The organism is Plantactinospora sp. A48 (genome assembly GCF_055793945.1).
In genome coordinates this window covers 1-3,444 of the sequence record NZ_JBTIXF010000119.1, presented here as the reverse complement: position 1 = coordinate 3,444, position 3,444 = coordinate 1, and the positions used below count along the sequence as shown (strand labels likewise).

The window sequence follows — 3,444 nt, the reverse complement described above, 5'->3', positions numbered from 1 at the left end:
GATCGGGTTGCTGTAGGTCGACGACGGCGGCCACGGTCCATCCGTCGGCGGCGCGGACGTCGGAGGCTCGGACGTCGGCGGCGCACTCGTCGGCGGAGCGGACGTCGGCGGCGCGGACGTCGGCGGGGTGCCGCCATCGACCTGAACGAGCTGCCACTGCTGGTTGTTGCCGTTCGAGTCGCCGTACTGGTCGATGTTCGCGCCGTCGGCGGTAGAGGCGCCCTGCACCTCCACGACCTTGCCGCTGTTCCGGTTGACCAGCCGGACGTATCCGTTGCCCGAGTCCGCGAGGCTGAACTGCTGGTTGGTACCACCGTTGTCGGTCCACTGCAGGATCGAGGCGCCGTCGGCGGTGGACCTGCCGTTGACATCAGCGACCTTGCCGGAGTGGCGGATGCGGATCTTGTAGTAGCCGGAACCGACGTCCACGAACTGGAACTGCTGGTTGGTGGCGTTGTTGCGGGACCATTGGATGAGCTTGGCGCCGTCGGCGGTGGACGCGCCGTTCACATCGAGGGCCTTGCCGCTGTTGCGGTTCAGCAGCACGTACCAGGCGTTGGTGTCAACGGCGACCGCGGCCTGCGCCGCGCCGGCGGTGACCGTGACCGCTCCGTAGACTCCGACCATCGCGGCCATACCGGCCGCCAGCCAGAGCCTACGAGGACTCAATCTCATGAAACTTTCCTTCCGGCGGATTGGGCGGCGCCGGAGGTGTCGCGAGCACGCCCGCGAGGCCCCCCGTGCCTCGGGGACAAGGGGTTCGAGCACCAACGAGTCGATGCGCATCGATTCGTAGAGGTCTGATGTTAGGACTGGATCAAAGGACCGCGCAACATTCCCGAAACAGGCCGCTCTCCTCGTACCCCGCAATACGGACGCCGGCCCGGTCGAGACCGGGCCGATTCCAACGCCGGTCAAGTCATCTGATGTGTTCGCCGGACGACCCTGTGTTTCGCCGGGCGGCCCTGTGTCTGGTCTCATCCCGTGTCGCGCTGACGCGACACCCGGCAGGCCGTGAGGATAGGGGCATGAGTTCATCGCAGCCCCTCCCCGATCCCGATCACCGCTACCTGCTCGACAACGCCCGGGTGGAAGCGGGCGAGCGGTTCACCTGGCTGGCCGAGCTGTTCGACAGTGTCACCCGGGGACACTTCGACCGGCTCGGCGTGCGGGCGGGCTCGCGCTGCTGGGAGGTCGGCGCCGGCGGCCCCAGCATTCCCCAGGCGCTCGCCACGACCGTCGGACCAACCGGTCACGTGCTGGCCACCGACATCAATCCGTCATGGTTGGACCCGTACGGCGGGTACGAGGTGCTCCGGCACGACATCGTCGGAGACCCGCCGCCACAGCCAGGCACGTTCGACCTGGTACACGCCCGGCTCGTGCTCGTCCACGTACCCGACCGGGCCCGGGCGTTGGCGACGATGGTGGCGGCGTTGCGGCCCGGCGGTTGGCTGTTGATCGAGGACGCCGACACCGAGTTGCAGCCGCTGGCCTGCCTGGATGAGGTCGGCCCGGCGCAGCAGCGGGCCAACCGGCTACGGCGCGCCGTCCGGGAGTTGCTGGCCCGACGCGGCGCCGACCTGCGCTTCGGCCGTACGCTGCCGCGGGCACTGCGGGAAGCCGGCCTGGTCGATGTCGCGGCGGCCGGCTGCTTCCCGGTCGGCGGGACAACCTGCGACCGGCTGGAAACCTCGACGGTACGCATGGTCCGCGCCGAGTTGCTCGCCGCCGGGTTGGCCAACGACGCCGAGATCGACGCGCACCTGGCCGCCGTCGACGCCGGCGAGCTCGACCTCACCCTCGCGCCGCTGATCTCGGCCTGGGGCCGCCGCCCCGAATAGCGGAGGAGTTCGCGTGGTGGAGATTGTTCACGGCCGTACCCCAGACCGGGCCGCACGGCTCACCGCCCTGGTCGAGCAGTGCACCCGGGACCTGCTCGGAGCCGGCTCCGGAGACCTCGGACAGGCCAAAGAGTTCGTGCTGACCAGCCCCGACCGGACCGACGCCCTACGGGCACATCAGCAGCTCGTCGATACCCTTGCCCGGGCCCAGGACATCGCCCACGCGGCGCGCGACCTGCCGCGAACCCACAACACGACGACCCTCATCGCGGTCGACGGCCCGGGCGGATCCGGCAAGACGACCCTGGCCGCCACGGCGGCCGAACTGCTCGACGGCGCGACGATCGTCGCGGGCGACGACTTCTACCGGCCCATGCCCGAGCACGAACGGGAACGGCTCGACCCGCGCCAGGGCTACCACCGCTACTTCGACTGGGAACGGCTCCGCGACCAGGTCCTGGCCCCGTTACGCGCCGAGCAGACCGCCCGATACCAGAGCTTCGACTGGACCACCGGACAGCTCGGAACCTGGCACGAGATCAACCCGGGGACCACCGTGATCGTGGAAGGGGTCTACTCCGCCCGGCCGGAACTGACCCCCTATTACCACCTCACCACCTACGTCGACACACCACGAGAGATCTGCCTGCGACGCCTACGCGCCCGCGGGCAGGACTCAGAGGAATGGATCATCCGCTGGCGCACTGCCGAGGACTACTACCTACAGACCACCCGGCCCCAGACCAGAGTCCAACTTGTCGTACCCGGCTACTGAGACCAACACGATCCGTAAAGACGCTGCGGTCTGACGCGATATCATCGCAGCATGCCGGTACGCGCAGCTGTATTGCCGGCACGGTGATGATCGCAGTAGCGGCGTTCGCCGGTCGGCTGGTGGAGACCGGCAAGGTCTTCATCCTGCTCGCCCTGTTCCTCGGCACAGCCGGACTGCATGTGCCGCCCATTCACATAGGCAGGTCACACCGATCCGACCGGCCAGCTCCGGTGTTCTGTCAGGAGCGCAGCGGCGGGGGGACACCCGCTGTCCCGGAGGTTGACGCGTCCCCAGGGCATCACGGTCGGCTGCGGCGTGGACAGCGTACGGATCTCCACAGGTAGAGCTGCGCTGAGAGACGTAGCTCATCGGGTCAAGTCCATCTGCCCGGTCGGCGTCAGTGAGGTCGTCCCGCTGCTTCCAACCGTTGTTGTCGGCCTCGCGCGGGGCGCCGTCCGAGCCGGCATTCGTCCCGACGGAGGCAGGGGACGGCGACAGGACGCACGCCGCACCTGGCTCGGTTGGTGCGATGCCCAGGCTGGTTTGCCGAGTCGGTAGGGCAGCACCGACGGTTCGCCGACGGCACATTTAGTGACGACGCCCGCGGACACCACGCCCCTAACCCTCGGTAGTCCTCTGAAGATCTCTTCTACCGCCTCCTCTTCGCCTTTGCAATGCTTCCCTCCAGGCGACACCGGCGCTGGGCTGCGGGAAGGTTGCGTCCAGGGAAGTGGTGTACGACTTGCCCGTGATGGGCGTGTTGCGTAGATGAGAGACGGCCACCGCGCGATCCTTCGAGACGGCTAAGTCCGAGTGAAGGAGAGT

At 68.3% G+C, this 3,444-nt stretch carries 3 protein-coding genes; 2 read left to right on the top strand and 1 reads right to left on the bottom strand.

Annotation, left to right across the window (positions count from 1 at the left end):
* Positions 1 to 675, bottom strand: a 675-nt coding sequence (locus ACXN5W_RS30130) for an RICIN domain-containing protein (RefSeq protein ID WP_473161778.1), incomplete at its 3' end; no start/stop codon positions are given.
* Between the two features lie 353 nt (positions 676 to 1,028).
* On the opposite strand from ACXN5W_RS30130, the gene ACXN5W_RS30125 reads away from it, so the two are divergent.
* Both ACXN5W_RS30125 and ACXN5W_RS30120 read left to right on the top strand, forming a co-directional pair.
* The gene (locus ACXN5W_RS30125; protein ID WP_473161777.1) at positions 1,029 to 1,844 is read left to right on the top strand and encodes a methyltransferase domain-containing protein; all 816 of its coding nucleotides are present in this window, start codon (positions 1,029 to 1,031) and stop codon (positions 1,842 to 1,844) included.
* 13 nt (positions 1,845 to 1,857) lie between these two features.
* Positions 1,858 to 2,619: a uridine kinase family protein gene (locus ACXN5W_RS30120; protein ID WP_473161776.1), complete on the top strand. Its 762-nt coding sequence runs from the start codon at positions 1,858 to 1,860 to the stop codon at positions 2,617 to 2,619.
* Positions 2,620 to 3,444 lie beyond the last annotated feature (825 nt).